This is a genomic window from Nitrincola alkalilacustris (assembly GCF_008973755.1).
Classification (GTDB): Bacteria; Pseudomonadota; Gammaproteobacteria; order Pseudomonadales; family Balneatricaceae; genus Nitrincola; species Nitrincola alkalilacustris.
In genome coordinates, this window is record NZ_WBOM01000008.1 from 1 (window position 1) to 20,431 (window position 20,431).

20 protein-coding genes, 1 tRNA gene and 2 rRNA genes are annotated in these 20,431 nt (G+C 53.6%); 10 read left to right on the top strand and 13 right to left on the bottom strand.

Annotated elements, in window-relative coordinates; genetic code table 11:
* Together F7R27_RS14220 and rrf are read left to right on the top strand one after the other, a co-directional pair.
* Positions 1-88: ribosomal RNA gene (locus F7R27_RS14220) — 23S ribosomal RNA — on the top strand; the annotation flags it as partial.
* Positions 89-242: 154 nt separating this feature from the next.
* Positions 243-358: ribosomal RNA gene (rrf, locus tag F7R27_RS14225) — 5S ribosomal RNA — on the top strand.
* A 249-nt stretch (positions 359-607) separates the two neighbouring features.
* Here rrf and gcvH read toward each other — a convergent pair.
* A complete protein-coding gene (gene gcvH / locus F7R27_RS14230) occupies positions 608-997 on the bottom strand; it encodes a glycine cleavage system protein GcvH (RefSeq protein WP_151704939.1) in 390 nt (129 codons plus the stop codon).
* Between the two features lie 54 nt (positions 998-1,051).
* A complete protein-coding gene (locus F7R27_RS14235; protein ID WP_151704940.1) occupies positions 1,052-2,431 on the bottom strand; it encodes an L-serine ammonia-lyase in 1,380 nt (459 codons plus the stop codon).
* Positions 2,432-2,623: 192 nt separating this feature from the next.
* Between F7R27_RS14235 and gcvT the strand changes: the two genes are divergently transcribed.
* Complete coding sequence (gene gcvT / locus F7R27_RS14240) at positions 2,624-3,742, top strand: glycine cleavage system aminomethyltransferase GcvT (protein WP_151704941.1); 1,119 nt, start codon at positions 2,624-2,626, stop codon at positions 3,740-3,742.
* Between the two features lie 47 nt (positions 3,743-3,789).
* Here gcvT and F7R27_RS14245 read toward each other — a convergent pair whose 3' ends face one another.
* From F7R27_RS14245 to pyrE, 3 genes are all read right to left on the bottom strand, one after another.
* On the bottom strand, positions 3,790-6,051 hold the full coding sequence (locus F7R27_RS14245) for a GspE/PulE family protein (protein ID WP_151704942.1): 2,262 nt from the start codon (positions 6,049-6,051) through the stop codon (positions 3,790-3,792).
* Positions 6,052-6,184: 133 nt separating this feature from the next.
* A tRNA-Phe gene (locus tag F7R27_RS14250) sits at positions 6,185-6,260 on the bottom strand.
* A 65-nt stretch (positions 6,261-6,325) separates the two neighbouring features.
* Positions 6,326-6,967, bottom strand: a complete 642-nt coding sequence (gene pyrE, locus F7R27_RS14255; protein ID WP_151704943.1) for an orotate phosphoribosyltransferase — start codon at positions 6,965-6,967, stop codon at positions 6,326-6,328.
* 170 nt (positions 6,968-7,137) lie between these two features.
* On the opposite strand from pyrE, the gene F7R27_RS14260 reads away from it, so the two are divergent.
* Positions 7,138-7,911: an exodeoxyribonuclease III gene (locus F7R27_RS14260; RefSeq protein WP_151704944.1), complete on the top strand. Its 774-nt coding sequence runs from the start codon at positions 7,138-7,140 to the stop codon at positions 7,909-7,911.
* 45 nt (positions 7,912-7,956) lie between these two features.
* Here F7R27_RS14260 and rph read toward each other — a convergent pair whose 3' ends face one another.
* Positions 7,957-8,727 (bottom strand): ribonuclease PH, encoded by a 771-nt coding sequence (gene rph / locus F7R27_RS14265; protein ID WP_151704945.1) that lies wholly within the window; start codon positions 8,725-8,727, stop codon positions 7,957-7,959.
* A 101-nt stretch (positions 8,728-8,828) separates the two neighbouring features.
* Between rph and F7R27_RS14270 the strand changes: the two genes are divergently transcribed.
* Positions 8,829-9,692 carry a YicC/YloC family endoribonuclease gene (locus F7R27_RS14270; protein WP_151704946.1) on the top strand — a complete coding sequence of 288 codons (864 nt, stop codon included), beginning with the start codon at positions 8,829-8,831 and terminating at the stop codon, positions 9,690-9,692.
* Positions 9,693-9,796: 104 nt separating this feature from the next.
* Here the strand turns inward: F7R27_RS14270 and F7R27_RS14275 are convergent, their stop codons facing one another.
* Positions 9,797-10,453, bottom strand: a complete 657-nt coding sequence (locus F7R27_RS14275; protein WP_240776382.1) for a type II toxin-antitoxin system HipA family toxin — start codon at positions 10,451-10,453, stop codon at positions 9,797-9,799.
* Positions 10,454-10,731: 278 nt separating this feature from the next.
* On the opposite strand from F7R27_RS14275, the gene F7R27_RS14280 reads away from it, so the two are divergent.
* Both F7R27_RS14280 and F7R27_RS18930 read left to right on the top strand, forming a co-directional pair.
* Positions 10,732-10,974: a hypothetical protein gene (locus tag F7R27_RS14280; RefSeq protein WP_206060525.1), complete on the top strand. Its 243-nt coding sequence runs from the start codon at positions 10,732-10,734 to the stop codon at positions 10,972-10,974.
* A 54-nt stretch (positions 10,975-11,028) separates the two neighbouring features.
* Positions 11,029-11,157 (top strand): hypothetical protein, encoded by a 129-nt coding sequence (locus F7R27_RS18930; protein ID WP_276612568.1) that lies wholly within the window; start codon positions 11,029-11,031, stop codon positions 11,155-11,157.
* Positions 11,158-11,182: 25 nt separating this feature from the next.
* Here F7R27_RS18930 and ppiC read toward each other — a convergent pair whose 3' ends face one another.
* The 3 genes from ppiC to F7R27_RS19040 form a co-directional block, all read right to left on the bottom strand.
* Complete coding sequence (gene ppiC / locus F7R27_RS14285; RefSeq protein WP_151704947.1) at positions 11,183-11,518, bottom strand: peptidylprolyl isomerase PpiC; 336 nt, start codon at positions 11,516-11,518, stop codon at positions 11,183-11,185.
* Between the two features lie 76 nt (positions 11,519-11,594).
* The gene (locus tag F7R27_RS14290) at positions 11,595-12,944 is read right to left on the bottom strand and encodes a flavodoxin domain-containing protein (protein WP_476739170.1); all 1,350 of its coding nucleotides are present in this window, start codon (positions 12,942-12,944) and stop codon (positions 11,595-11,597) included.
* Positions 12,919-13,461 (bottom strand): DUF7265 domain-containing protein, encoded by a 543-nt coding sequence (locus tag F7R27_RS19040; RefSeq protein ID WP_476739171.1) that lies wholly within the window; start codon positions 13,459-13,461, stop codon positions 12,919-12,921. The genes F7R27_RS14290 and F7R27_RS19040 overlap by 26 nt, the downstream gene beginning before the upstream one ends.
* A 92-nt stretch (positions 13,462-13,553) precedes the next feature.
* Here F7R27_RS19040 and F7R27_RS14295 point away from each other — a divergent pair, with 92 nt between their 5' ends.
* The 3 genes from F7R27_RS14295 to F7R27_RS14305 all read left to right on the top strand — a co-directional run bounded on the left by F7R27_RS14295 (position 13,554) and on the right by F7R27_RS14305 (position 17,353).
* The gene (locus tag F7R27_RS14295; RefSeq protein WP_151704949.1) at positions 13,554-14,156 is read left to right on the top strand and encodes a PepSY-associated TM helix domain-containing protein; all 603 of its coding nucleotides are present in this window, start codon (positions 13,554-13,556) and stop codon (positions 14,154-14,156) included.
* 184 nt (positions 14,157-14,340) lie between these two features.
* Positions 14,341-16,563 (top strand): TonB-dependent receptor, encoded by a 2,223-nt coding sequence (locus F7R27_RS14300; protein WP_151704950.1) that lies wholly within the window; start codon positions 14,341-14,343, stop codon positions 16,561-16,563.
* Positions 16,564-16,654: 91 nt separating this feature from the next.
* Complete coding sequence (locus tag F7R27_RS14305) at positions 16,655-17,353, top strand: Fe2+-dependent dioxygenase (protein WP_151704951.1); 699 nt, start codon at positions 16,655-16,657, stop codon at positions 17,351-17,353.
* Between the two features lie 22 nt (positions 17,354-17,375).
* Here the strand turns inward: F7R27_RS14305 and F7R27_RS14310 are convergent, their stop codons facing one another.
* The 3 genes from F7R27_RS14310 to F7R27_RS14320 all read right to left on the bottom strand — a co-directional run bounded on the left by F7R27_RS14310 (position 17,376) and on the right by F7R27_RS14320 (position 20,405).
* A complete protein-coding gene (locus tag F7R27_RS14310) occupies positions 17,376-18,458 on the bottom strand; it encodes an alpha-hydroxy acid oxidase (RefSeq protein ID WP_151704952.1) in 1,083 nt (360 codons plus the stop codon).
* Positions 18,459-18,490: 32 nt separating this feature from the next.
* Entirely contained in the window at positions 18,491-18,928 is a 438-nt protein-coding gene (locus F7R27_RS14315) for an OsmC family protein (RefSeq protein ID WP_151704953.1), read from the bottom strand.
* A gap of 91 nt (positions 18,929-19,019) precedes the next feature.
* Entirely contained in the window at positions 19,020-20,405 is a 1,386-nt protein-coding gene (locus tag F7R27_RS14320) for a DUF3422 family protein (protein WP_151704954.1), read from the bottom strand.
* Between the last annotated feature and the right edge of the window lie 26 nt (positions 20,406-20,431).

Below are 20,431 nucleotides of genomic sequence, written 5' to 3' on the forward strand. Positions count from 1 at the left end.
TCCGAGACCAGGACGTTGATAGGCAGGGTGTGTAAGCGTTGTAAGGCGTTGAGCTAACCTGTACTAATGGCTCGTGAGGCTTGACCATATAACGCCCAAGGCGTTTGGTTGAATGCTAGAGATTGATTGTAGAGACAGTAGATTGAGCTTGTGTTGTGGACAGGTTGTAGCAAGTGTTACGACAAGTACTAAACAAAAGACGCATCAAGTACAGACTTCAGATCCCGGTTGTTCCAGTTTTGTCTGGCGACCATAGAGACGTGGCACCACCTGATCCCATACCGAACTCAGAAGTGAAACGCGTCATCGCCGATGGTAGTGTGGGGTCTCCCCATGCGAGAGTAGGTCATCGCCAGGCACTTAATACCGCAGCCCCCGATCTCTTCGAGATCGGGGGTTTTTGCGTTATGGATATTTGCCCTCATAGCAGGGTACCCCGGTAGTGCTCTGAGTTGCAGTAGCAGGGTGGTGGCAGGCTATTGGTAACAGGATTGCAGGGATAGATGCAGCAAGAGATGAAGTGTGTGGCGGGTGTATCTGTAGCGTAACCTGGCAGCTGCAGCATCTGAATGAAAAGCTGCAGCTACCGGAAAGAGCTGATCCTGTATCAGGCGTCTGCGATCATCGCTGAATAGGCAGCAGCATCAAGCAGGTTGTTCAGATCGCCAGCATCATTCAGATGCAACTTGACCATCCAGCCATCGCCATAGGGATCGCTGTTGACGGTTTCGGGCGCATCACTCAGTGTGTCATTAACGGCTATCACGACTCCTGAAAGCGGTGAGTAGATATCGGATGCTGCTTTCACGGACTCTACCAGTGCAAACTCTTCGCCTGCTTCAACAGTGCGCTCCAGTTCCGGCAGTTCAACAAATACCACATCACCCAGCAGTTCCTGGGCATGGCTGGTAATACCGATCGTGACCGTTTCATCGCCATTATCCAGTACCCATTCATGACTCTTGGTATAACGCAGATTGGCAGGTGTTGTGCTCATTGATCTTTCCTTTTGTAAGCTGGTTTGGATGTTCTTTTTTCGGGTCTGGCAGACTCAGCAGGCAACAACGTTGACAGCCAGGCCACCGGTTGAGGTTTCCTTGTACTTGTCCTGCATATCCATACCCGTCTGGCGCATGGTCTCGATAACGCTGTCCAGTGATACATGGTGTTGCCCATCACCGTGAAGCGCCAGGCGTGCAGCATTGATCGCTTTAATAGCTCCCATGGTGTTGCGCTCGATACAGGGTACCTGTACGAGGCCGGCAATCGGATCACACGTCAGACCAAGGTTGTGCTCCATGCCTATCTCGGCTGCGTTCTCAACTTGCTGGTTGGTACCGCCGAGTACTGCACACAGTGCACCTGCAGCCATGGAGCAGGCAACGCCGATCTCTCCCTGACATCCAACTTCGGCGGCGGATATGGAGGCATTTTTCTTGTAGAGGGTGCCGATTGCAGCAGCAGTGGCCAGGAATTCGAAAATACCCTGTCGGCTGGCGCTGGGTATGAAGCGGTGGTAGTAGGCGAGTACTGCAGGGATAACGCCTGCAGCACCATTTGTCGGTGCGGTGACGACCCGCCCCCCTGCAGCGTTTTCTTCATTGACTGCCATGGCAAACAGGTTGACCCAGTCCAACACGATAAGTTGATCGTGCAGAGTGCCGTCAGTGCTTTTGTTCAGTGTAGTGAGCAACTGATTTGCACGCCGTCTGATTTTCAATTCACCGGGGAGGAGTCCTGTGGCATTACATCCCGCCTCTATACACTCCTGGAAGGTGTCCCATATTTTCAACAGTCCACGCTCCAGCTCTTCCTGTGTCTGCCATGAAAGCTCATTGGCGAGTTGCAGTTGTGCGATGCTGAGCCCGGCTTTTTCTGCTGTTGCGACCAGTTCGGCTCCATTATTGAAGGGATAGCGCGGTTCTGGCCTGCTGTTCGCGGAAGCTGGTTGTGTAAACTCTTCATCACTGAGGACAAAACCACCCCCTACTGAGTAGTAGATGTTTTCCTGCAGAATGATGCCTGCTGCATCAATGGCCTGAAAACGCATCCCGTTCGGATGCCTCGGCAGGGTTTCGGTAAAGTAAAAGCGCAGATGCTCGGCTTCGGTGAAGGCGATATGTCTCAGGCCGCCCAGCTTGAGGCTGCCACTTGTACGGATCTCCTGCAGATAATCACTCACCCTCTGCGGGTCGACCATATCCGGCCTCTCCCCTTGCAGGCCCAGCAATACAGCAGTATCTGTTGCGTGTCCTTTGCCCGTCATGGCCAATGAGCCGTACAGACCTACCCGCACACCGGCTATCTGGGTCAGCAGATGTCTGCTGCAGAGCTGTTCAACGAACCGGTTGGCGGCGACCATGGGGCCGACAGTATGTGAGCTGGAAGGACCCACTCCGATTTTAAACAGATCAAATATACTTAATGACATCAGGTCATCTCACTTTTTATCAGTCCAGGGCGCAGCCTTCATGACAGGCAAAGGCATCCTATAGTAGGGCCAAGGTTATCAAGTGAGTTTTCCAAAATCAACCAAATATTTCCTATTGGAAACTTTGCGCACTCATGCGATAATCATTTCTGTTCATAAATTGTACTGTAGCCTGCTCAATGGGAGAGAACTATGTCCGAACTGCTGAAAACACCACTCCATGATCTGCATGTCGAAACGGGTGCGAAGATGGTGCCTTTTGCCGGTTACAGCATGCCGGTGCAGTATCCAGCCGGGGTGATGAAGGAGCATCTGCACACACGTGATCAGGCAGGCCTGTTTGATGTCTCGCACATGGGCCAGGTTGTACTGCGTGGTGAAGGTGCAGCGGCAGCACTGGAGCAACTGGTGCCGGTTGATATTCTGGACCTTCCAGTTGGCAAACAGCGCTATGCATTCTTTACCAATGAGCAGGGTGGTGTGCTGGATGATTTGATGGTGGCTAATTATGGCGACTTTATCTATGTCGTCGTTAATGCGGCATGCAAGGAGCAGGATATTGCCCATATGCGGGCTTGTCTCGGTGCTGATGTTGAGCTTGAAGTACTGGATGATCGTGCACTGATAGCACTGCAGGGGCCTCTGGCTGCACAGGTGCTGGCCAGAATCCAGCCTGAGCTGAAATTGATGCTGTTCATGGATGTTCGTCAGGTGGAGATCGAGGGCATGTCCTGCCTGGTCAGTCGTTCCGGCTACACGGGTGAAGACGGCTATGAAATCTCTCTGCCGGGAGATCAGGCTGAGCGCTTCTGTCGCCTGTTGCTGCAGCAGCCTGAAGTGGCGTTGATTGGGTTGGGGGCACGTGACTCGTTGCGTCTGGAGTCTGGACTGTGCCTCTATGGTCATGACATCACGACGCAGACGACCCCCGTGGAGGCCAGTCTGCTGTGGGCGATCAGTAAGGTACGCCGTGTTGATGGTGAGCGTGCGGGTGGTTTTCCGGGTGCGGATAGAATTTTTGAGCAGATGCGCAACAGTGATGAGCTGCGCCAGAAACGCGTCGGCCTGATAGCTACCGGCAAAGCACCTGTACGCGAGGGTACTGAGTTGGTGAATATCGAAGGGGTCAAAATAGGTGAAGTCACCAGCGGCAGCTTTGGCCCTTCTGTCGGTAGTCCGGTTGCTATGGGATACATTGCGCGCGAGTATGCCGCACTGGATACCGAGGTATATGCTCTTGTGCGTGGCAAGGCGCTGCCGATGAAAGTGGCATCCATGCCTTTCGTCAAGCAGCGCTATTATCGTGGTTAGAGAGCCGTGGTTAGAGAGCCGTGGATAGATAGGATAGGGCAGGAAGGTTACTCGACGGCGACCTTTCTGACCTGCACGAAATCCGTATCCCCCTTTACCACTTTATAGATGCCATCCTGCAGTAGTGTCCGCATCCCCTCTTTGATTGCGATCTGTTTGATTGCGGCGACACTGCTCTGTTTATAGATCATCTCTCGCATCGGGGCCGAGGAGATGAGCAGCTCATGCAGCCCCGTTCTGCCTCTGTAGCCTGTATGGTTACAGGTGTCGCATCCGGTGGGTTTGTATAGCGTCATGCCGGGCTTCAGCTGCAGGTCCTTCTCATGCTGAGGCCCGTAGTGTCGCTTGAGCACTTCCACCTCCTCTTCACTGGCAGCATAAGGCGCTTTGCATTGGCCACACAGGGTTCTGACCAGACGCTGAGCAAGAATGCCAAGCAACGCGTCGGAGAAGCTGATGGGGTCTATACCGAGATCCAGCAGGCGTGTAATGGTTTCGGGTGCTGAGTTGGTGTGCAGGGTGGAGAAGACCAGATGTCCCGTTAGCGAGGCCTCTACGGCTGCATGAGCCGTCTCTTTGTCCCTCATCTCACCAATCAGTATCACATCAGGATCGGCACGCAGGAAGGCTCGCAGCGCAGCAGTAAAGTCAAAACCGATTTTCGGTTGTACCTGAACCTGTTGAAGCCCCGGCTGAGTGATCTCGACAGGGTCTTCAGCGGTCCAGATCTTTCTGTCCGGAGTATTCAGGCAAGCCAGTACAGCATGCAGCGTGGTGGTTTTACCCGAGCCTGTCGGGCCGACCACCAGAAATATTCCGTGCGGATGTGCCAGCAGACCTTCTATTGATTGCTGCGTGGCGGGTGCCAGATTGAGCTGATCGAAAGGGATCGGCTCGCCTGTCTGCAACAGGCGCATCACCACGCCTTCGCCGTTAACGGTCGGGATGGTGGCAACACGCACTTCCAGCGTCTGCCCCATCAGACGGACACTGAATTTGCCATCCTGAGGCAGGCGCCGCTCCGAAATATCCAGCCTTGAGATGATCTTGATGCGGGATATGGCCGCCTTGGCATGGCTGGCAGGTATCTGAATGATCTCCTGACAGACGCCATCTATACGCATGCGCACTGAGGTGGGTTTCTGACCCTTGCCTGGCTCGATGTGGATGTCTGACGCATTCAGTCGCTTACAGTCGATCAGGATGCGATTGACCAGTTTGACGATGGCTGAATCCTGATCAGAGATCTGTTCATCATCCGATTGCTCCTCTTCGGCAGAGGAGGCATCAGCCACCTCCAGCTCATCCAGCAGACTATTGAGGTTAGATGAATCACTGACATCGGGACTCATATAGCCGAGATACTGATGAATATCCTCCAGCAGCCCGACACAGATCAGTGCTTCACGAGTGCCGAGAATATTCTCAACCTCCATGATGCGTCTGGCATCATTGGGGTTATCTATCAGGATCAGAACCTTGCTGTCATCCTTGCCGTTGCTCAGCAGCGCAAGATTATTGTTCTTCAGATAGGCTTTGTTGATCTTATTGCAGATAGGGTGAGCAAAATAGCGATCAGGCAGATAGCTGATAAAAGGCACCTGATAGAAGGCCTCCAGCGATTGCCCGATTTCTGCTTTGGGAATCTTGAACAGCTCCGTCAGAATCCGGGTCACGGGCACCTGTGGCTTGTCTTTGCTGGCCTTATCGAGATCTGACTGCTTGAGCAGGCCTTTCTGGATAAGATATTCATAGGGTGCCTGAGTACAACCGAAGTCATAGCGGAACTTCTGTCCGATCAGTGACGCCAACTCGCAGGCTCTGCGCATATCCTCTTCGCTGAAACGCGTCCCATCCGAGCGGTTTATGATCTGCAGGACGCCCAGCAATACCTCATTATTAGCAATCGGTACCACCAGCATTGATTCGCTTCTGAAATCGGTCGGCTCCTCGAAGGCCGGGTTGAAATGCAGGTTGGGGTGCAGTTGCTTAAGCTCCTCAGCATCACGCACATCATTGATCAGCAGTGGTCGCCGACTGAAGGCAACATAGCCGGCAATGGATGTGGTGCTGACTGGTACGCGGATCTCACTGACGTCATCGCCGGTCTTGAAGCGGGAGACAATATCGTTGCTGGCCCGATTACGTTGGTAGATGGTCAGACGCTCGGCATGAAACAGGCGCAGGATTGATTTTTCAACAGCAGGATAAGCATCCTCGAAACTGCGTGAGTGATGAACCTTATTCAGAATCGACAATAGGCGCTGGTAGTACTGATCCTGCGTGTGGGTTTGCTGCGTTGTACTCATCGTTACCTGCTCATAAGGTTCAAACCTGAGATCAATCCCATATGGCTTGAGTTTAGAAGCATTCAGGTGTGATTGTCATTATTTCAGCGGGAGTGGCTGATGGAAAAGCATGCGGAGGGGGGAAGCATGGTAATGGTGCCCGGAGGCGGAATCGAACCACCGACACGAGGATTTTCAATCCTCTGCTCTACCGACTGAGCTATCCGGGCAAGGAAGATGCAGGATTACACCGGAAAACAGACTGTTAGTCAAGTGTACTCCTGCAGGGAGATGATCAGATACCGTAGTTGTGGCGGTAGTCTCGAATTGAGTCCAGCTCCTGCTTCATATTGCCCTGCTCTTCAAGATATTCAATCAGATCGGCGAGGCTGATGATGCTGATCACAGAGATGCTGTAGTCACGCTCGACCTCCTGAATGGCAGACAGTTCGCCGGTGCCGCGCTCCTGTCGGTCCAGAGCGATCACAACACCAGCGGGAGAGGCTCCAGCCTGATCAATGATGCTCATCACTTCACGGATGGCTGTACCTGCTGTGATCACATCATCAATGATCAGTGCCTTGCCTTCAAGCGGGGCGCCGACCAGGTTGCCACCTTCACCGTGGTCCTTGGCTTCCTTTCGGTTGAACACGTAGGGCACATCCAGTTGGTGGTCGTTGAACAGAGCCACCGCAGTTGCAGTCGCAAGTGGTATGCCCTTGTAGGCAGGACCCAGCAGCAGATCGTAGGGGATGCCCGCATCGACGATGGCGGCGGCATAGAACTTGCCCAGGCGAGCCAGCGCTTCGCCCGTGTTGAACAGGCCCGCGTTGAAAAAATACGGACTTTTTCGTCCTGATTTGAGGGTAAATTCACCAAATCGAAGAACTTTTCGGTTGATGGCGAAGTCTATGAAAGCGCGTTGGTAATCCTGCATCTGCTGTTATCCACGTGTATCATGTCCGGGAAGCTAATGATAACGTGCCTTTGGCAGCGCTTCCATGAAAGGGATACAGATAAATTTCAATTTGTGCTGCATACCTATACAATTTCCGTTTAATATCAACTAAAGAATAATTCACACACGCTCAATGGAGCTGGAGAGATATGCGCGTCATCACCTTCAATACACAAGGTATTGAACAAGCCGCAGACAGAGGTTTTTTTGACTGGATGGTTCGCCAGGATGCGGACGTAATCTGTCTGCAGAATCTTCGTGCAAAAGAGTATCAACTGGATGGCGATCGTTACCACCCAGAGGGCTATCACGCCTATTTTTTTGATGCCTTCGAAGATGGGGTCAGTGGTGTGGCCATATACACCCGACATGTGCCCAAGGCGATCATGACCGGGCTGGGCTTCGAGCAGTGTGACTTTCATGGTCGCTTCATTCAGGCAGATTTTGATAAGGTCAGTATCTCATCACTGACGGTTCCATCAGGCCTCAGAAGCGATGAAGCACAGGCCGCCAAGATGGAGTATCTGGGTCTGTTCATGGGGCATCTGAAAAAGACACTGCGCAAGCGCCGTGATTTCATCTTCACCGGTACGCTGCATATTGCACACAAATCGATCGATCTGAGCAACTGGTATGTGAACCAGCGTGTATCCGGCTTTTTGGCAGAAGAGCGTGCCTGGCTGGAAGAGGTGTTCAAGGATCTGGGGTATGTGGATGCGTTTCGTCAGATCAACAAGGCGGATCGGCAGTATACCTGGTGGCCAGATTACAACCGTGCCTGGTCATTGAATGAGGGTGCACGGCTGGATTATCAGATCACAACGCCCAACCTGCGTAAGAGTGTCAAGAATGTGTATATTTATCGTGAGCAGCGCTTCTCTGATCATGCGCCGCTGATCATCGATTACGATATACCGATGTAAGTTCTGCTCAGGGCAGTGTCTTGCGACCTGCCCTGAGAGCCCGGCTTATGCGTTCAGCGCCGCTTTCTGATGTTCCACCAGCTCTGTAATCCCTTTGCGGGCCAGCTCCAGCATCGCATTCAGCTCTTCCTGAGTATAGGGTGCTGCTTCTGCCGTACCCTGAATTTCAATGAATCCGCCCTGATCCGTCATGATCACGTTCATGTCGGTTTCGGCGACTGAATCCTCTTCATAGTTCAGATCCAGTACCGGCTGCCCTTTGCAGACACCAACTGATACCGCGGCGATCATGTATTTGACCGGGTCACCTTTCATGGCACCGTTCTTGTCTTTCTTCAGGAAGGCGATGGCGTCCATCAATGCTACGCAGGCACCCGTGATGGCTGCTGTGCGGGTGCCGCCATCAGCCTGAATCACATCGCAGTCGATGGTGATGGTGTTCTCACCCAGTTTTTTCAGATCAAGTGCAGCGCGCAGAGAACGGCCGATCAGACGCTGGATTTCGGTGGTGCGACCGCTTTGTTTGCCACGTGCTGCTTCGCGGTCATTTCGCGTGTTGGTAGAGCGCGGCAGCATGCCATATTCGGCCGTGACCCATCCCGAACCTGAACCACGCAGGAAGCGGGGAACGCCCCGTTCGACGCTGGCGGTGCAGATCACCTTGGTATCGCCAAACTCAACCAGTACAGACCCTTCTGCATGCTTGGTGAAATTGCGGGTAATGCGTACTTCCCGCATCTGATCCGGCTGCCTTCCGCCGGGACGTATCTTGTTCAGTCCAAGAGTCTGAAGTTGCTGTGAAAGGGTAGAGCTCATACTGGTTACCTTGTGACTGTACCGGCAAAAAATAGTGGATCGATTGCCGGGCTGTTAGAATGGTGCATCAGGACAACGATTTTAATCGAGATCGATCTATTATGACACGAAGCATGACTGCTTTTGCCCGTCAGGAGCAACAATATGAGGGTGGGACCCTGGTCTGGGAGATCCGTTCCGTCAATCATCGCTATCTGGAGTATCAGTTACGTCTGCCGGAATCGTTACGACATCTTGAAACGGCCCTGCGCGACAGGCTGCGCAAACAGCTCAGCAGGGGCAAGGTTGAATGCACGCTGCGCTTGCATACCGAGCAGACACAGCAGTCACTGGATATTGACGCGGCGCTGGCCGCTGAAGTGATCAGCGCCGCGGAAAAAGTCAGGGCACTGTTGCCGCAGCCGGGTAGCCTGGACATCATGGATGTTTTACGCTGGCCCGGCGTCATGAAAGAGGCTCAGCCGGATATCGAGCAACTCTCGAAAACCTCATTGGCACTGTTCGACAAGGCGCTGCAGGATCTGATCACCGGTCGTGAACGTGAAGGCACCGAGCTGCAACAGATGATCCGCCAGCGCCTGGATATGATCAGCCAGATAGTGGCTGAGGTTCGACAACTGATGCCCGAGATTCTGAATAACCAGGCGCAGATGCTGCGTAATCGTCTCGCTGAGCTGAAGTCCGATCTTGATCCCGCGCGGCTGGAGCAGGAGCTGGTTCTGCTGGCACAGAAAGCCGATGTTGCCGAGGAGCTGGACCGGCTGGAAACCCATGTGCAGGAGGTCGGCCGAGTGATGAAGGATAAAGCCTCGGTCGGGCGCCGTCTGGATTTCCTGATGCAGGAGCTGAACCGTGAAGCAAATACCCTGTCATCGAAATCGATCGTGGTAGCCACCACCCAGCGGGCGGTGGAGCTGAAGGTGCTGATTGAGCAGATGCGGGAGCAGATTCAGAATATCGAATAAGTTTTCTACCCGCCAAAACAAGGGCAGCTGTTCGCTGAAGTATGGGGTTTAGAGTAAATCGCTATTCTCTTTTCTGCGCTGATCTAAGATTTTTTGAATAGCACTCAGAGTGGTTTTTTTAATATCTTGATCTCTTGCAAGATTTGAAAAATCACCGAGCGCATCAACGACTTCGTGAATACTCTGCCTCGCTTCACTCCAGGATGCGAAACCCGCGCTGACAGCCAGTTCTTACTGTGATCGTCCTGGTTAGCGGCGAACAGATTAAACACCGCTCGACGAAATTGCAGTTGGCCAACACTCGGCGCTTTGCATAATTGCCGACTGGCTTTAATCAGGTCAACATAATCTAGACTTGTCGTACGAAAATCCGCATCTAATAAGCCACAGGCACTGTGCATGTGCAGCCGTCCGGGCATTACCATTTTGGTGTTGGGTTTTCTGGCATCATGCTCAACAGGAAGATAATCAAAGCGCTTTACGGCCAGCCAGGCAAGGGCACCACTTTGCTTGCTCTTATGTTGGGCTGCCGGGATCAGTTGCCAGGATGGTGGCTGGCAATTGGCTTGCGCTGCCATTTGTAAATAAACCGCTTCACAAAGCCCCTCCTCATGACCAAGTGCCAGATTCCTGGAAGTAAATTTCACCAACCAGGCTTCGTCTTCAGGTTCTGCATAGGTGCGGCACTGCTCCAGGTTGCCTGCACTCATAAACACTTGGGCTTTTGGTCTGGCACCACCAGAACTGCCAACCGCGACCAAGGTTGCGAGAACTTCCTGTGTTTGACCATCCAGTTCGTCAGTAAGGGACTTATCAAATAGGGTTTGGGCTTCAAAACCCAGTTGATAAAGTCCGGCTGATGATAAGCTTTTGAATAGGTTTAAAACTCACCTTTCAGCACCTCATCAATCGTTGTGGGCATGGACTCGGTAGCGCGTGAATTTTTTCCTGAAAAATTCATTAGACTAAAGTGTATGCGCGGGGTTGGTTTGTTAAGTTGTCTTACTTTCATAACCAGCTCCCTCAGGTACCCGACACCGTGAGCACGTCCAATCAGATCCACCTGTTACAGCGCTACCAGCAGCACGAGCAGACAATCCATTTATTGATGGAATCGATGATGACCCGTCTGAACGTCCGGGAGCTGATTTTCGATCGGAGCGCTCAACTGCAGACTGTCGAGCATCTCAGCCGTGCTTATCCTTTCGTTGAGCTGATGTACAGCCTGGACTCAAAGGGAGTTCAGCGCATGGATTCCGCCTATGCCCCGAATGTCAGTTAACGCAAACGGCGTTCTCTGGGCCAGGGCAGTGATCGCAGTAGCCGCCCTTATGTTGTGGCGAGCAGCATCGCGGGTACCGAGTTGATAGGTGCGGTCTGGATGTCGATGGCAGCAGTTGCGATGCTGGCAGGCCTGGGTGTTTATCTCTATCTGAGTCGTGAACCTGACAGCGTTAGAACCTGACGTCAGGTATCCTCAGCACTGAGCATTATCTGCGATACAGCACCTTGATAAGGTGGAAGCCGAAGCGGGTTTTTATCGGTCCTCTCAGGCCTGTTGCAGGGCCTGAGAATACCGCCTTGTCGAAGGCTGCCACCATATCACCGCGACGAAACTCTCCCAGATCTCCGCCGCGCTTCTTGGATGGGCAGGTTGAATGAGCACGTGCCAGTTTTCCGAAGTCGTCCCCTTTTTTCAGTTTTTCCAGAAGGGCCAGTGCCAGGCTTTCCTCCTTGACAAGGATATGCAGCGCGCTGGCATGGGTCTCTACCTTGCGGCTTTGAGAGGGGCTTCTGGTTGGTCGAACTGAACGGTTTTCAGGCATGGGCTTACTCGTAAGGTCAGGATCTTTGTCGAATAGTATTATTATAGAGTAGAACGCGCCTGCCATGGGATCTGCTTCAATACAGGTCAGTATGCAGCCGGGCAATAAGCAGATCCCGGTCCAGCAGCACTTCCAAAGTGCCCAACACCGACTCGCCAAAACCCTCGCGACTGCCACACACGAAGATGTGGGCTCCGTGCTCCTCAACCCATTCAAGCAGTGTTACGCTCAGCTGTGCGAGTCTGTCCTGCACATATTCGTTATCATCGCGTGACCAGACGCAGTCGAGCCGAGTCAGTACACCCAACTGCTGAAAATGCTCCAGCCGTTCGGCAAAATAAGCATCCTGCGCTTTGTACTGCTCGCCAAACAGAAGCCAGTTGGGTGTTGTTGCGCGCCAGGACTGCTTTTGTTGCAGAAACCCCATAAACGGCGCAAGGCCCGTGCCGGCACTAATCATGATCAAAGGAACATCTCCCGGGAGGTGGAAGGTCGCATGGGTGCGAACACTGGCTTCAATCTGGTCCCCCACTTTAAGCCCACACAGATAGCCGGATGCATGGCCGATACTATGATCCTGACGCAGATGACGGCGCACCAGCAGATCAAGATGATCAGCCTGGCAGGATGCAATGGAGTAGAGACGCTCATGTATCGGTTTCAGTTGATCCACCAGCGCCTGGGGGCTGTCTGCCTGCTCATCGATCCACTCCAGCGTCTGCAGCAGCTCCAGCAGTGTTCGGGCTTCGTTCTGATAGCGCACCGTCTCATGTGCAGACCAACCGAGTTGCGCCAGGCGCTGCTCGATCTGTTCAGGTTGGATGTGTGGTTTGACGGCCAGCAGATCTCCCGCCTGATAGTGTGTACCCGCTTTGAACAGGCGAAGATGATGTGCGTGGCGATGTGTTTGCTCAGGGTTGAGGCATCGGTTTTCCATCACGGTCAGCACCTCGTACGGCATCGCCTGAGGAGATGACACCTGTCCGAAAGCGGTCGAGACATGCTGCCACCAGTGGTTCACGGCACCCATGTCCATCCTGTCGACCTCAACAGTGGGGACAAAACTCTGCAGACCCTTGCTTTGCAATAGCTTGTAGAGATGATGGCCGAAGGCACAGAAGGACTGATAATGACGATCACCCAGGGCAAGAATGCTGAATCTGGGTTGTCCCGGCAGGGAGGGCTCTGCTTGCAGTGCTTTGATAAACCGGTTTGCACTGTCGGGGGCTTGTCCATCCCCTTGGGTACTGACAACGAACAGGACCTGATCATACTGGCTCAGACAGGCTGGTGTCAGTCGGGACAGGCAGCGCAGGTCGAGGGCGTGGTTGGCAGAGCGGTGCAGTTGTTGTGCCAGTTGCATGGCGCTGCCGGTCTGGCTGGCATACGCGATCAGACTGTTACGGTTGGTGGCACTGGGGCGCATGGCAAGTGCACGGTTGATCAGCAGTGTGCAAAGCAGTAATACGCTCAGCTTTACCAGCTCCAGCAGTGGCTGTGAGACCCCATGCGTGAGCAGATAGGGAAGTTCTGCACTGAACAGCATGACGCATAGAACGATGCCAAATACGAGGTGCCAGCGATAGCGTTGCCGATCTTGCAGAGCCAGAAAGATCGTTGCAGAGAGTAGTGTTGCCATACCAGTCCACAGAGTCAGGAGCAGACTTCGAATCACCATCACTTCTGGTTGCGTGAACAGGTGTGTGATGGACTGCTCCTGACCACTGATAATCTGCCCGGGTTGCAGAGCCAGCCATTGCTGACCAAACATCAGCACGGAATTGAGGCCGGGCTGAGTGGCGAACGGCAGGCTCAGTCGTGTTTCGCTGAGGAGTAACAGGAGCAGACCATTCAGGAAAATGCCTGACACCAGCATAAAGATGGCGATGCGTGCCAGATGGTCGGCTGTAAACGTTGCAAATTTCTGCACAATGGTACCGAATATAATAGTGAGAATGATTCGTATTATATTGACATTACCGGCGGGATGCGAGCATCATATGCGAAATTTCACATAGATTATTGATAATCATTCATGAATTCTACGTCAGGCCCCGTCAACCGCTGGATGCGCTGGTTACATATCTACAGCGCCGTTCCGGTGTTGATCTCTATGATTTTTTTTGCCGTGACCGGTTTTTTTCTGAATCATCCTGACTGGTCACCAGGGCAGACCAGAGCACATGAGTTGTCCCTGATCTTGCCTGATGAGCTTGCCAGTATCGACTGGCAGGCGAGCCCATCGATATTCACGCTGGGCGTGCTGCAGTGGCTTGACAGGGAGCAGGGGATCCGTGGCGTCAAGATGGAGGTTGAGTGGGAGGATGATGAGTTGCTGATCATCACTCTGGAAGGACCGAGCACCACCCAGACGGTTGAAGTGTTACCGGATGAGGGCGAGGTGGAGGTTTTCGCACTTTCGTTACCGCTGATGGCGATGCTGAATAACCTGCATCGTGGTAAGCAGGTCAGTGATATCTGGCGACTGTTCTCAGACCTGTCTGCCATATTCATGTTGGTTTTCTGCCTGACCGGTCTGTGGCTGGTGTGTGTAAACAGGATGCAGAGAGTGACAGCCGGATCGTGGGTCGCTATCGGTGGGGGCCTGTTTTTTGTGATTGTTTATCTTATGCACTGATAGAGCGTAAGCCTGCACCTTGGCAGGATAGCGTTAATCTACTATTCGAGGAGATTACGATAATAAAATGATAATCATTAGTCTTAGTTTTAAGAATTAATACTGATCCAGGTAATGAAACCTAACTGAAGTAAACCCAACACAAGTAAACAAACTCAAGAAATTTCAAAGGAAAGAAATTCACATGTCCCTTCATTCAGATCACCCTCGTGCGATACCCAAACTGAACCCTCTGGCTGTTGCGATAGCGTCAGCACTGGCATTCATGGTGACTCAGTCACACGCTCAGTCCGACAGTATTCATCTGCCTGAGCTGGAAATATCGGGTCAGGTCGAGCAGAGCTACAACGTCGAGAAGCCTTCCAGTGTCCGATTCACACAGGACCTGGTAGATACACCCAAAACCATCACGGTAGTAAACGAAGCGCTGCTGCAGGATCAGGGCGTGACCAGTCTGCAGGATGCGTTGCGAAATGTATCCGGGGTTTCTACCTTTGGTGCCGGTGAGGGCGGCGGCGGTCATGTCACTACCGGCGATACCATCACCATTCGTGGCTTTGATGTGAATGGTAGCATCTATGCTGACGGCATCCGGGATGTTGCCGGTTACAGTCGTGATCTCTTCAATACCGAGCAGATCGAGGTGGCTAAGGGTTCTGCAGGTAGTCTGTTTGGTAAGGGCTCGGCAGGAGGGAGTGTGAATCTGGTCACCAAGAGTGCCCAAACCGATGAGGATATGAATGCTTTCTCAATCGCCTATGATCAGGGGCAGCTTGGGCGACTCACGGGTGATATCAACAGAGTGCTGTCAGATAACAGCGCACTGCGTCTGAACCTGCTGGCGCAAAAGGGAGGAGACTACTGGGATAATGGTGAAGAGGATTATCAGACGCTTGCAATTGCACCTTCCTATTTCATGCAGCTGAGTGAACAGACTGATCTCACGCTTAATCTGTTCCACATGCGACAGGATAATACGCCGGTTCTGGGTCTTCCTTTCGTCAACGATGTGGCGGCTGAGCAGTTGAACATTCCGGCGGGCCCGATTGCAGATCAATACTGGGACAACTACTACGGTGTGAAAGGACGTGACTTTGAGAAGGTCGATGTGACGACCCTGACCGCTGTCGTTAATCACCAGATGAGTGATGCCTGGCGTTTGCGTAGTCAGACACGGGTAGGAAAAAACGAGCGTCAGGCGATGACATCACGTCCTGCATTGCATAATACCGGAACCCGTAACGATCCTGTTTACGACGGCAGTGTGAACCTGTCATCCGCTCTATCTGAGTTCAGCGAGAATAAACTGTTCGTCACGCAGTTGGATGCAATCGGCGAGATCCACACCGGCAGTATCAAGCATGACCTGGTTGTGGGTGCCGAACTATACCGTGAAAACAGTAAAACACCCGGTATTAATACCTCGGGTTTGGACTTGTCATCAGAGACGGTTGACCTGTTCAATCCCGCATTGGTGACGGCCAGTGGGCGTTGGCATAAGGATGGCTACACCTCCGATACAACAGCCAAAGGCCTGGCGACCTACCTGATCAATACCACCACTTTGAATGAATCGTGGCAGGTCAGTGGTGGCCTGCGCTATGAAGATTTTGATGCGAAAGGCTATAAAACATCCCGTGATGAAAAGGTGCATGCGCGAACCCGGTCTGATCTGATAAGTTGGCAGGCGGGTATCAACTACAAACCGGCTCAGAATGGCAGTATTTATGCCTCTATCTCCAACTCTCAGGAGCCCAACGCCACCAATCTGGTTCTGCAGGGCAACGCGACGACTATAGATACCTATGCCAGACTGGATCCGTTGGAATCAGTGACCAAGGAGATTGGCACCAAATGGATGCTGCTGGATGAACGGCTGCTGCTGGGAGCTGCCGTATTTGAGACCACCAAGGATGTCTACGATACGGTTGGTGATGTGATCACCACCTCCGGCCAGCAACGTAATCGCGGACTGGAACTCAGTGCGACCGGCCGTCTGACTGATCAGATCAATATGATTGCGACCTATACCAGGCAGAATGGCAAAGTGACTGAAGATGCGCCGAGCTCTTCGGGTGCAACGGCTGAAGGTAATGGGCTGACAGCCGCGCCGGATAACTCTGCCAGCCTGTGGCTGACCTACACGACGGGCCCGCTGGTGCTGGGTGCAGGAGCTGAGTACAACAGCGGTAACACTTTCTGGCGCCAGCAACGGGCGTTTTATGAAACAGGCAGTGTCACACTGGTGAATGCGATGGCTAACTATACCTTCACCGATCAGCTTTCTGCTCAGTTGAATATCAGCAATCTCACCGATGAACATTACGTCACGGACTACAGTGCTCGAGGCCATTTCAGGCCGGGCAATCCGCGTAATGTCAGGCTGAGCATGACCTACAACTTCTAAGCCTGCTGTTTAACCGGCCCTGCCTCAGTGCAGGGCCATTTTTGTTATATCAGTGCCAGGATAGCGTCATATAGAACGGGAGTAGATACTTATGTTGCTGCATTTGAAGCAAATTCTGAGCCCGGTACAGGTCAGGGAGATCCGCACGGCACTCCAGGCATCGGACTGGCAGGATGGCAAGCTGACTGCTGGCCATGCGGCGCGTCAGCAAAAGAGCAACTTACAGCTGGATGAACGCTCACCACTGGCGGTTGAGTTAGGTAACGCTCTTTTGCAAATACTGGGTGGGCGTGAGGATTTCATGGCCGCGGCCTTACCGGCCAAAATTTATCCGCCCATGTTCAATTGCTACTGCGATGGTGGTGAGTTCGGATATCACATCGATAACGCGATCCGGCAGGTGCCGGGAACGCCGGTCAAGATTCGTACTGATCTGTCAATGACACTGTTTCTCAGCAAACCTCAGGATTACGAAGGTGGGGAGCTGGTTATTGAGGATACATTTGGAACACAATGTATAAAGCTCGCGGCCGGAGACATGGTTTTGTACCCCTCCAGTAGTCTGCATCGAGTGACGCCTGTAACAAAAGGGCAGCGGATCAGCGCTTTCTTCTGGTTGCAGAGCCTGGTGCGGGATAATGAGCAGCGGCGCACGCTCTATCAACTGGATCAGAGCATTCAGGGCTTACGACGTAACCGGATAGAGGATGCTCAGGCAGACGCTGAGCATATCGAACGCCTGATCGGTGTGTATCACAACCTGCTGCGCCAGTGGAGTCAGACCAACTAGCGCCAGGCACTCTCAGGCGCTCTCAGTCAGATAGAGGCAGATAGAGGCAGGATGATTTGATATCCGCCAGTCTGGCACAGCCACACAGCGCCATGGTGGCCTCCAGTTCGTCGCGAAGAATGCGCAGGATATGCGCAACGCCGAACGGGCCGGCAACGGCGAGTGCATAAAAAACCGAGCGCCCCAGTAATACGGCATCCGCACCTGAGGCCAACGCCTTGAAAATATCGCTGCCACGCCGGATACCGCTGTCCAGCAGGACAGGTATCTCTGCCGGGACAGATCGTCGAATCGCAGGCAACACCTCAATTGTAGACGGCTGACTGTCCAGAACACGGCCTCCGTGATTGGACACGATAATCCCCTCTACACCCAGCTCGACAGCCTGCTGCGCATCAGCCGGGTGCATGACGCCTTTGAGAATAACAGGGAGGTGAGTCTGGCGGATGATCTCAGCGAGAGTGTTCCAGTTTGGCGCCTGTCGCATCCAGCAGGCAAAGACAGAGTCCCCGGCTTCGGGCTTGGGCAGTCCCTGCAGATTGACCGCAGCCACCGTATCGGGCAGGCGGAAACCGCTGCGCTGCTCGGCGTTGCGAACGCCGTTGATGGGAGCATCTGCTGTCACGACCAGCGCACGATAACCGGCTGCCTCTGCGCGGCGAATCAGGTTTAGCGTAGCGTTGGGGTCTGGTTGGCAATAGAGCTGGAACCAGCGCGCGGCATCTGGCGCTATCTGGGCAACCTCCTCCAGTGTTGAGCTGGCCAGTGTGGATAGGCAGAAGCCAACTCCCTGCGCGGCAGCAGCTTGAACACTGGCCAGTTCACCCATCGGATGGGCCAGTTTCTGATAAGCCAGAGGAGCTATCAGCAGGGGTAGGGTAAGTGTCTGGCCGAACAGCTCTGTATGGCAGTCACCCTGGCCGAGGCCATTCACGAGTATCCTTTGTTGCAGTAGCAAGGCATCGAGTCGGGATCGGTTACGCTGCTGCGTGAAGCCATCCATTGAGGCGCCTGAGATATAAGCCCAGATGTCGGCTGGCAGCAGTGTTTGAGCGCGATGCTGATAATCTTCCAATGAGCACAGGTCGGCAGGGATGGCAGACATAACGATTCCATTCAGTCAAAACACGAATCATATCAGGCCAGGTTGTGCAGTACATCGGTTTCCAGACGCGTATTGTCATGCAGCGGGCAGCGCTCACAGACCTGATCCAGAAACGCCTTTTTCTCTTCATGACTCAGGTCGGCGTCGATCTCGGCACGGATTCTGATCTGCTGAAAACCGGTACGGTCATCGGTCGGCTTGCCGAGCAGCCCGGCAGGGTTGTAGTCGCCCTCTACCCAGATTGTCATGCCGCGCAACGTGATCTTCTGCTGCATCGCTACAATGCGACCGATGGTGCCTATGCAGCCCGCCATCGCAAACATGTAATACTCAAGTGGCGTAGGTCCTTGGCCTGTGCCACGCGCAGCCACTGGCTGGTCTATCAGTAATCGGTGTTCGCCTATCTGGGCTTCGACAACAAAGCTATCGTTCAGAGAGGCCGTAACGGCAACTGTTTTGGTCTGACTCATGGCAAACATCCATTAAATTAAATAAATCTAATATATAGTGTGGCTGGCCAGAATACCAGTGCGATCAGGTGGTGGTATTGATCTTAATCAATTAGCGAGGGTCTTGAGACTCGCTGCTTGCTGTCTCTGTCTGCTCGTCCTGCAGAATGATCTTCTTGATGCGGTGGGTCAGCCACCAGACCGTGCCCACAACAAAGGGAACGGCAATGGCGGTACCGACATCCTTGTTGATGTCGATGCCCAGAGGTTCCAGTGCACCGAGCAGATAGCGGATCAGGCTGATGCCGTAATAGCTGATGGCGGCAATGGAGAGGCCCTCTACTGTTTCCTGCATGCGTAGCTGCACTTTCGAGCGACGGTTCATGGAGGCCAGGAGGCCGCGGTTCTGCTCTTCAAGCTTCAGATCAACGCGGGTGCGGATCAGGTCGCCGGCACGTTCGATACGGCGTGCCAGGTCCTCCAACCGGCTGCCGACCGATTCGCAGGTGCTGGCAGCCGGTGTCAGACGGCGGCTGAAGAAGGCGGCCAGGGTGAAGTTGGGACCAGCATCCAGCTCCTTCAGCTCTTCCAGTCGTTTCATCACCAGTTGGTAATAGGCCTGAGTGGCGGCAAAGCGTGACATGGTGTTGGCGCGGTAGCGTTCGATCTGCGCGGCCATGGTGGTGAGCTGGCGCAGTAGCTGTCGCTCCTCTTCAAGCCCTTCGGTATCGGATAGGTGGGTGATCATATCGGCCAGGCGTTGATCGAGTCGGCCCAGCTCCGGGGCCAGATCGCGTGCCGGTTGTGCGCCCAACAGCGCCATCAGGCGATAGGTTTCCAGTTCCAGCACCCGCAGGATCAAGCGTCCCGTCTGGTTGTCATTCAGGCCGTGGTTCTGCAGCAGGATGCGCCCGGCACCATCCCCATGCAGGCGAAAAGCGCTCCACAAGGTTGCTGAGCCCTCCAGCAGGCGACCGCTGACCAGTCTCTGCCCCTCGAAACACTCAGCAAGCGCTTCGCGGTCCAGTTGTTCAGCTTCGGGACTGACAACCTCAAGATGCAACGCGACCACCAGCTGTCCCGGGATCTCTTGCAGCCAGTCGGTTGGCAACATCGACAGCGTCGGATGGCTGAACGGCAGACTGTTGGTGCCCGGACGCAGAAAGGTATAGGTCACAAACTCCAGATGCCGCTCCCAGCGCACCTCAAACTCACCAAAACGCTGATGAAAACTGGTTTCATGGTCGGCCGGTGGGTTGACACCATAACGAATGCATAGATGACGCAGGTGCTGAAAGTCCCGCTCACGGTCCTCATCTGTCAGCAGTAGTGCCAGGTGCGAAATACGCACCGGGCTGGCTATCACCGGAAAGGGGCGGGCATGCAGCTCATGATAGAGCGCCTCACGGGCCGGGTGCAGCTGCAGTGGCAGAATATTGGGCGCAGATGAGTTGTTGGCTGGCACGATAAACCCTTCCTGATAACAAACTGCATGCATGATGCTGGCTCAGGCCGCAGCTTGCA

Coding starts and splice junctions, on each gene's coding strand:
- gcvH (WP_151704939.1), bottom strand. CDS start 997: ATGAGCACAACACCTGCCAATCTGCGTTATACCAAGAGTCATGAATGG.
- F7R27_RS14235 (WP_151704940.1), bottom strand. CDS start 2,431: ATGTCATTAAGTATATTTGATCTGTTTAAAATCGGAGTGGGTCCTTCC.
- gcvT (WP_151704941.1), top strand. CDS start 2,624: ATGTCCGAACTGCTGAAAACACCACTCCATGATCTGCATGTCGAAACG.
- F7R27_RS14245 (WP_151704942.1), bottom strand. CDS start 6,051: ATGAGTACAACGCAGCAAACCCACACGCAGGATCAGTACTACCAGCGC.
- pyrE (WP_151704943.1), bottom strand. CDS start 6,967: ATGCAGGATTACCAACGCGCTTTCATAGACTTCGCCATCAACCGAAAA.
- F7R27_RS14260 (WP_151704944.1), top strand. CDS start 7,138: ATGCGCGTCATCACCTTCAATACACAAGGTATTGAACAAGCCGCAGAC.
- rph (WP_151704945.1), bottom strand. CDS start 8,727: ATGAGCTCTACCCTTTCACAGCAACTTCAGACTCTTGGACTGAACAAG.
- F7R27_RS14270 (WP_151704946.1), top strand. CDS start 8,829: ATGACACGAAGCATGACTGCTTTTGCCCGTCAGGAGCAACAATATGAG.
- ppiC (WP_151704947.1), bottom strand. CDS start 11,518: ATGCCTGAAAACCGTTCAGTTCGACCAACCAGAAGCCCCTCTCAAAGC.
- F7R27_RS14290 (WP_476739170.1), bottom strand. CDS start 12,944: ATGCGCCCCAGTGCCACCAACCGTAACAGTCTGATCGCGTATGCCAGC.
- F7R27_RS14295 (WP_151704949.1), top strand. CDS start 13,554: ATGAATTCTACGTCAGGCCCCGTCAACCGCTGGATGCGCTGGTTACAT.
- F7R27_RS14300 (WP_151704950.1), top strand. CDS start 14,341: ATGTCCCTTCATTCAGATCACCCTCGTGCGATACCCAAACTGAACCCT.
- F7R27_RS14305 (WP_151704951.1), top strand. CDS start 16,655: ATGTTGCTGCATTTGAAGCAAATTCTGAGCCCGGTACAGGTCAGGGAG.
- F7R27_RS14310 (WP_151704952.1), bottom strand. CDS start 18,458: ATGTCTGCCATCCCTGCCGACCTGTGCTCATTGGAAGATTATCAGCAT.
- F7R27_RS14315 (WP_151704953.1), bottom strand. CDS start 18,928: ATGAGTCAGACCAAAACAGTTGCCGTTACGGCCTCTCTGAACGATAGC.
- F7R27_RS14320 (WP_151704954.1), bottom strand. CDS start 20,405: ATGCATGCAGTTTGTTATCAGGAAGGGTTTATCGTGCCAGCCAACAAC.